The organism is Lactococcus sp. DD01, from assembly GCF_001578715.1.
In the GTDB taxonomy this organism is placed as follows: Bacteria; Bacillota; Bacilli; order Lactobacillales; family Streptococcaceae; genus Lactococcus; species Lactococcus petauri.
In genome coordinates, this window is record NZ_KQ968939.1 from 240,009 (window position 1) to 247,272 (window position 7,264).

The 7,264-nt window shown below is 33.4% G+C and carries 7 protein-coding genes and 1 pseudogene; 5 read left to right on the forward strand and 3 right to left on the reverse strand.

The annotated features are described in order from the left end of the window. Positions 1-351: 351 nt before the first annotated feature. Positions 352-747, forward strand: a complete 396-nt coding sequence (locus LACDD01_RS01205; RefSeq protein WP_019293126.1) for an ArsC/Spx/MgsR family protein — start codon at positions 352-354, stop codon at positions 745-747. 164 nt (positions 748-911) lie between these two features. On the opposite strand, the gene LACDD01_RS01210 is transcribed toward LACDD01_RS01205, so the two are convergent. The 3 genes from LACDD01_RS01210 to LACDD01_RS01220 form a co-directional block, all read right to left on the reverse strand. Beyond that, a complete protein-coding gene (locus LACDD01_RS01210; protein WP_061412854.1) occupies positions 912-1,490 on the reverse strand; it encodes a hypothetical protein in 579 nt (192 codons plus the stop codon). Continuing rightward, positions 1,491-2,519 carry a tRNA preQ1(34) S-adenosylmethionine ribosyltransferase-isomerase QueA gene (queA, locus tag LACDD01_RS01215; protein ID WP_061412857.1) on the reverse strand — a complete coding sequence of 343 codons (1,029 nt, stop codon included), beginning with the start codon at positions 2,517-2,519 and terminating at the stop codon, positions 1,491-1,493. It abuts the gene before it with no gap. Between the two features lie 373 nt (positions 2,520-2,892). After that, positions 2,893-3,246, reverse strand: coding sequence for a helix-turn-helix domain-containing protein (locus LACDD01_RS01220; RefSeq protein WP_014025010.1), 354 nt, complete (start codon positions 3,244-3,246; stop codon positions 2,893-2,895). A gap of 131 nt (positions 3,247-3,377) precedes the next feature. Between LACDD01_RS01220 and LACDD01_RS01225 the strand changes: the two genes are divergently transcribed. The 4 genes and pseudogenes from LACDD01_RS01225 to LACDD01_RS12170 all read left to right on the forward strand — a co-directional run. After that, complete coding sequence (locus LACDD01_RS01225; protein WP_023889692.1) at positions 3,378-3,584, forward strand: helix-turn-helix domain-containing protein; 207 nt, start codon at positions 3,378-3,380, stop codon at positions 3,582-3,584. A 105-nt stretch (positions 3,585-3,689) separates the two neighbouring features. Next, positions 3,690-5,105 (forward strand): ATP-binding cassette domain-containing protein, encoded by a 1,416-nt coding sequence (locus LACDD01_RS01230; RefSeq protein WP_061412860.1) that lies wholly within the window; start codon positions 3,690-3,692, stop codon positions 5,103-5,105. Further along, positions 5,105-5,914 (forward strand): ABC transporter permease, encoded by an 810-nt coding sequence (locus LACDD01_RS01235; RefSeq protein ID WP_061412863.1) that lies wholly within the window; start codon positions 5,105-5,107, stop codon positions 5,912-5,914. Before LACDD01_RS01230 ends, LACDD01_RS01235 begins: the two co-directional genes overlap by 1 nt. A 25-nt stretch (positions 5,915-5,939) precedes the next feature. Then, positions 5,940-7,264 (forward strand): annotated as a pseudogene (locus tag LACDD01_RS12170) (hypothetical protein); the annotation flags it as partial.

Sequence of the window (7,264 nt, forward strand, 5' to 3'; positions counted from 1 at the left end):
GCACCTTGGGGAACAGCCTTTGGTATTGGTTTTGCTCCTTTTATTTTAGGAGCAATTATTAAGGCGATGATTGTAGCAGTAGTTAGTGTTGCACTTCTCGATGTTCTTTTTAAAACCAATCCTTATTTTTCCAAATAATAATTTATAAAAAGCTTTCCAAATTATTGGAAAGTTTTTTTTAGATAAAGAAAGGTGCTTTGTATTAGCCAAGCTTTATCTTATTTTCTCATAGAATTAATATATAATTTTTATTATGAGAAATAAAATAACTCAAAAATATCGGAAGAGTCTCGTTGTACAGAAGAATAAGTCACTTCCTATTTTCTTATTTAAAGAATACAGGAGGAAAGTATGATTAAATTTTACTATAGACAAGGCTGCGGTTCTAGCCAAAAAGCAAAGTCATGGTTTGAAAAGTATAAAATAAATGTAGATATGAAAAGAATTGGTGAAATTTCTAAGCAAGACTTGCAAAAAATTTTATCCTATATGGATGGAGGAATTGAGACGATTACTAAACGGTCGAGCATGAGTAATCCACAGACACAGAATAGTTTAGAAATGCTTTTAGAAATGAATCTGGACGAAGGTCTAGAATATTTATCTCGGAATGCATACCTACTTCGTTCACCGATAGTTTTAGATGAGAATAAAGTCCAAGTTGGTTATAACATGGATGATTTACGTCAATTCTTCCCAAGAGAGTACCGCAGGTTAGAACTAGCTACAGACCAAGGTTTTATCTAAAATTAAAAGAAGAATTGGAACGAACAAAATGAAAAAATTTTGGAAAAAAGTAGAAGAGGGTATGGAATATTTTGTTTATATCTTGTTTATCATTATGTTCTCAATCTTATTGGGATTTATTTGGCATATTATCCCTTGGATATGGGTAAAATAAAAAAAGAGACTCAACGCTGTGTCTCTTTTTTTATTACTTCTTGGAAGACTGTTTTATTGACAGTCTTTGAGCTTTCAGCAATCCGGTAAAGGGCGTTACGCTGCAACAACTGTATCTTAGGTAGGAGAGATTGTCCATCTTTTAGATAAGTGCTAACCAGCTTATTAGGATCAAAGTCAATATCATCAGGAGGAAAGGAAATTAAACTTGAACCAAGATAGTCCTTCGTTGAAAGTATTCCTTCTTCAATATGATAGGTTCTTGCTTGTGGCTGTCCATTACTAAAGAAGGCAATTACAGCATTGTAAGCTACTTTTTTAGTTAAACCGTAGCGTTTGTCCTTATAGCGTAGCAATGCGCTGAGAAGAAATTCCTGAGCTTCTAAGGGCATGAGTTGCGGTTGATAATGGAGTTGTACCAGAATTTCTTCACTTATCTTATGAAAACCTGTAATCCCGACTAAAAAGCCATTGGGACTCACATAAAATTTTTTAAAATGCGTACGAATAGCTTGATCATTTTCGGTAATTTGCCCATCTGAAAGCACAGAAATAAAATCCTTAGTGAGTGCTAAATTAAGAAAACTCATTTATTTTACGAACATCGCATCGCCAAAGCTGAAGAAGCGATAGTGCTCATCAATTGCATGTTGGTAAGCTTCAAGGATAAAATCTTGCCCCGCAAAAGCAGCAACCAACATAACAAGTGTTGATTTTGGCAAGTGGAAGTTAGTGTTGAAAGCATCAACGACTTTCCATTGATAGCCAGGTTTGATAAAGATATCTGTCCAGCCAGAATCTGCTTGAATATCTCCATTAAATTTTGTTCCAATCGTTTCCAATGTACGGATAGATGTTGTACCGCAAGCAATGACACGATGTCCAGATGCTTTAACAGCACGAAGTGTTGCCGCAGCCTCTTCCGACAATTGATAGAATTCACTATGCATATGGTGTTCTTCAATATTATCAACGCTCACGGGACGGAAAGTACCCAAACCGACATGTAAAGTAAGTTCCACAACATGAACACCCTTAGCACGAATCTTGTCTAATAGCTCAGGTGTGTAATGTAAGCCGGCGGTTGGTGCTGCAGCAGATCCGTTTTCTTTTGCAAAGACGGTTTGATAACGTTCTTGATCTTCTAGTTTTTCATGAATATAAGGCGGAAGTGGCATTTCGCCTAAACTTTCTAAAACTTCAAGGAAGATACCATCGTAACTAAATTCAACGATACGTCCGCCATGTTCCAATTCTTCAACAACTGTTGCTTTTAAACGTTCATCGCCAAAAGAAAGTTCTTGACCAATGCGCATCCGTTTTGCGGGCTTAGCTAAAGTTTCCCACCGATCACCTTCAGTGTTCTTAAGAAGGAGAAGTTCAACATGTCCTTGAGTTTCTGGCTTAACACCATAAAGACGTGCAGGAAGGACACGGGTATTATTGAGGACAAGGGCATCACCAGGATTAAGCTCATCCACAATATCATAGAAGTGTTTATCTTCCATAGAATGGCTTTCTTTATCCAAGACTAAAAGCTTTGACTCAGAACGCTTTTCAAGAGGTGTTTGGGCGATAAGTTCTTCTGGTAAGTTAAAATCAAAATCATTAATGTTCAAAATATATTTTCTACTGCTTTCTTAAATTTTTAATTTTCCTATATTATTGGATCCCTATGAAAAAGATACTTTTTCGAAAGAAGAAGAACTTTATCGTGTAATGATGACCCCTAATATAAAAAATTTATAATATAGATTTCCAATCTCTTCCTATGAAAAGTAGAGAACAGATAACAACAATATTATATCACAAATGAAAAGCTTAGATTAATCTTGCTTCTTTTTATAAAAATGATCTTTGTTTTGAAAAAATATCTCCCATCAAATCCCGAAATAAAATAGAAAACATGGGAAAAATAAATAACTATAAAAATTTAATTTGAAAAATAAACAAAAAGCTATCAGGTAAAGATAGCTTTTTACTTTTTACAGATTAATTCTTGTTTTTAGAGTGGAAATAAGCATCAAGTGTTTTTTTAAAGAATTCACGATCTTTCTCTTCGATTATTTCCTTTTTATAGAAAAGGGCCTCATCAATCAGGCGATCAAGGTTAAGAGAAAGTTTGTTTTTATAGGTAGTATCAATATCAGATTTTTCAACTCCCAAAATATCGGCCATTTTTTGAATTACACCTTGTGAAGGTGTAATTCGCATATTAAGGTAATCTGATAAAGTAGAAGGTACTATCCCAATTTTAGAAGCAAAATCTTTCTGCTTTATACCGCTCATCTGAAGATACTTTTTAATATTAGCTGCGATAATAGCGCGATGTTCTTGAGTATCCATTTCTTTATTATAGCGTTAAATATAGTATCAATCAAGAAAAATAGTCTAGATAGTCCTTGAATATTCACTAATAACGTATTGTAATAAGAGTATTGTGTTAATTTATGTTCAAATGAAGAAAAGAGGTCTTTATGCAACAGAATTCTTTAAAAGGTTGGAGAGAAAAAGAAGGTTTGTCAAAGAAATTACTAGCAGATAAATTGAATTTGACTATAGCTGAAGTTGAAGAATTAGAAAAAGACTCCTCTCGAATTTCTAAAGAAACGTTGGAAAGAACCCTTGCTTTATTTAATATCACTTATGATGAAATTATTCTAGGTAAAACCGAAAATCATTAGAAATCATACAGTAAAAATACGCTCAAAACGTATTTTGTTACGATTTAATTAAATATTTTAAAGTATGGGACATAGGGTAGAAATGTCAAGGGAGAATGGATACACGTGAAGAACAGCAAAATAAAAGCCGAGTATTTGTCGAAGAAATTTGAGATGCTGCCGGTGAAAGATACACGGAACAAGGCAAAATCTTTAATAGGCGCAAATGAAAAAAGTCAGAAAGATTTTTGGGCTTTACGTAATGTAAGCTTTGAAATACTTGAAGGAGAGTGTGTCGGAGTCATTGGGCTGAATGGTGCAGGAAAATCAACACTTTCTAATATCATTAGCGGTCAAATTGCGCAAACTACAGGACAAGTTGAAATTAATGGTGACGTTTCGATTATTGCAGCTAATGCAGGCATGCAAAACAATCTTTCTGGACGTGAAAATATCCGTCTGAAGGGCTTGATGGTCGGTATGAAAAATAAGGAAATAAAAGCCAAGATGCAGGATATTATTGATTTTTCTGAACTTGGACCTTTTATTGACCAACCCGTTAAAACGTATTCCTCAGGTATGAAGGCAAAACTGGGTTTTTCTATCATGGCACATCAAGATCCTGACATTATGATTATTGATGAAGGACTCTCTGTTGGTGATAAAACCTTTGTTGACAAATCGAAAAAGAAAATGTTTGAATTTCGGGACCAAGGGAAAACAATCTTGATGGTTTCACATGATATGCGCACGGTTAAAGAGTGGAGTGATCGCGTTATTTGGTTGAATTACGGAGAAGTCAAGGCATATGGAACACCAGAGGAGGTTATACCAGAGTATGAAAAGTTTGTCCGTTGGTTTAAATCCTTATCAAAAAAAGAACAAGAAGCTTATAAACAAGAACAACGTCAAGCCCAATTTGACTACTCTGTTGAGGAGTTAAAAAAAGAAATTATCAGTCAAAGTTCTTCGAAAAGTCGTCGTGTTAATCGTGAAGTGACCCAAAGTTTGAAAAAGAAGAAAGACAATCACAAACTATCTTTCTTCTCAAAAATAGTAGTGGCACTCTGTATACTGGTTTTTCTCTGGATTACTCTCGTTTCTTTGAGTAACACGACATTGAAAAAATCAGTCCAACACCCCGTAAAATTTTTCTCACAAAACCTTTTTAAACCGAAGGATGTATCTAGTAAAAATAAACAAAGGAATAAAACAACAGTGAGTTCTACAGATGTTTCTTCAAGCTCAGAAAATGAAGATGCTACTTCTCAACCTACTCCGGAATTAAGCACAAGTGAAACTGTTGCAAGTACAAGCGAGGCAGACACAGCGACAAGTTCATCAGAGGAAACAACATATGTGATTCAAGCGGGGGAATCGCTAGGAAGTATCGCTGAAAGTAAAGGCTTAACTGTGGATGCAATTCAAGCGGTTAATCCAGGAATTGACTTTGATGTTATCCGACCAGGTCAAACTATAAATTTACCAACAACAGCAGCCGATGCAACCACAGAGCAACCAGATGGAGGGGTAATTCAATAATGAAAGATGCTATTCTTTACCTTAAAGAGCAGATTAAATATTTTCCTATAGCTATCAATTTATCAAAATACAGTACCAAAAGCACGTCGATGCAAAATAAGTTTGGACGCATATGGGAAATTTTGGATCCTCTAGTACAACTTGCCATCAACTATATTATTTTTGGCGTATTGATGAACCGCTCGGCTCCAGATGGTCTTCCCCCACTGCCTTGGATGTTTATTGGTATGGGCGTATATTCTTTTATGCAGCATGTTATTGTAACTGGAGCAAAGAGTGTTTCTACACAATTTAAAACGACTGCGAAAATGAAATTCCCTGTAAGCATTATGCCTACAGCATCAATGTTTGGCTTTTTAACAGAATTATACATCATGGTGGGAATGGGATTAATTATTGCAATGTTTTCAGGCTACTATCCATCCATGTATTGGTTGCAATTGCTATATTACTTCCCCATGTTGATTATTTTTTCCTTAGCAATGTCACTTTTATGTTCTTCAATCGAAGTTGTATTTCCTGATTTTAAATTCTTTTTGAATTATATCTTTAGATTTTTAATGTATGGATCAGGTGTCATTTTTTCATTGGATCATTTTAAAATTATTCCTCAATTTTTGATTCAATCACAATTGATTAATCCTTTTTATTATCTAATAGAAGGGTATAGGGATATAGCATTTGGGAGAGCCTGGTTTTGGGAAAAAGGGATGTATAATGTGGGCTTTATACTTCTTATGATTGCAATTTTAATCATTGGATCCAATTTACATATGAAAATTAGAGATAGAATATCAGATTATATTTAAGCAAGAAGGGGAGTGAGAAAGAAAAATGAAAATATCAGTAATTGGGTACAATATATTTGGTATAGGAGGCACGTCAAGAAGTAATTTAAATACGCTTTATGAATTTTATAAGGACGAAGAAAATGAATTAAATTACTATAATTTTTGTGATTTTAGTATACATGATAGAGTAGAGCTAATTTTACGTGAGCCTTTTATGAGTTCTGTAAATTTGAAAAATCTTGATGAGCTATTTGATATCGATTATGATGAAAATGATAAAAGCTTATATTTCATAACTCGAGAAAGTTTTTTTGCTATTGGTAGGTTTCTTAGAATGCAAAGACCAAATTCAATTGTTTTAGGTGAAATCCATGCCCCTCTTTTATATCTAAGTGATGAATTAAAACTTGAATTACCCTATTTTTCATATATAAGGGTTGCAACAGAGGGGATAAAAAAAGACTTTATTCAAAGGTTTTCTTTTGATAGAGTTTTTTCTCAAAGAGTTAGTTTATGCCATATTATAGATACGGAATGTAAATCTAATAACTTAACACATAATTTTGCAGTTGTTTCTCGTTTTTCGGAAAGAGAAAAGGATATAGCCTATTCAATAAAATTAATGGATTATATTATTAATTATTTAGGAAATAAAGATATTTGTTTTTATATTCAAGGAGAAGGTATTGGAGAAGTTTTATATAAAAACTTAATAGCGTACTATGATCTAAAAAAAAATGTATTTATAAATAGAGCACTACCTAGTAACTATATTTATCTATCAACTTCACCATTAGAAACCCTGGGCTATTCCATTATTGAATCTATTGCTGATTCAAAAATAGCTTGCGTTTATAAAGGTGATGATGGTGTAATATATGAGAATTTTTCTGAGGTTAAAGCAATAAGATGGCTGACTAAAGATATATTTGCGGATTCTGCTACTTTATTAGAAGCAACACAGTTATCATTGACTAGTACAGAGATGGCAGAAAGTCTTAACCAAATCATGACACCATCTAAAAGCTATAGTGAAAAAATTTTAGAGAATATAAAAGGAAAAAAACAAGCTTCTTATAGAAAAACTCCTCCTTTAACAAAAAAAGAAATACGTGACATCCAAAATGAAATTTCTAATTCAACTATACAGGACGAAGAAGTTTTTTCAAAATTACGAAAGCATTATTTAAAATTGAAAAAATATCCTGTTATTGGACGTATTATAAGTAATAAGACAATACGAATTACGGCTAAAAAGACAATTTTAAATCTCCAAAAAAATAAGAAAAAAAGCGTCAAAGTAAGAAATGATTGCTTTTTCTTTGAATCATTCCATGGGACGAATTTTTCTGGAGATCCCAAATACTT

Coding starts and splice junctions, on each gene's coding strand:
- LACDD01_RS01225 (WP_023889692.1), top strand. CDS start 3,378: ATGCAACAGAATTCTTTAAAAGGTTGGAGAGAAAAAGAAGGTTTGTCA.
- LACDD01_RS01235 (WP_061412863.1), top strand. CDS start 5,105: ATGAAAGATGCTATTCTTTACCTTAAAGAGCAGATTAAATATTTTCCT.
- LACDD01_RS01220 (WP_014025010.1), bottom strand. CDS start 3,246: ATGGATACTCAAGAACATCGCGCTATTATCGCAGCTAATATTAAAAAG.
- LACDD01_RS01205 (WP_019293126.1), top strand. CDS start 352: ATGATTAAATTTTACTATAGACAAGGCTGCGGTTCTAGCCAAAAAGCA.
- LACDD01_RS01210 (WP_061412854.1), bottom strand. CDS start 1,490: ATGAGTTTTCTTAATTTAGCACTCACTAAGGATTTTATTTCTGTGCTT.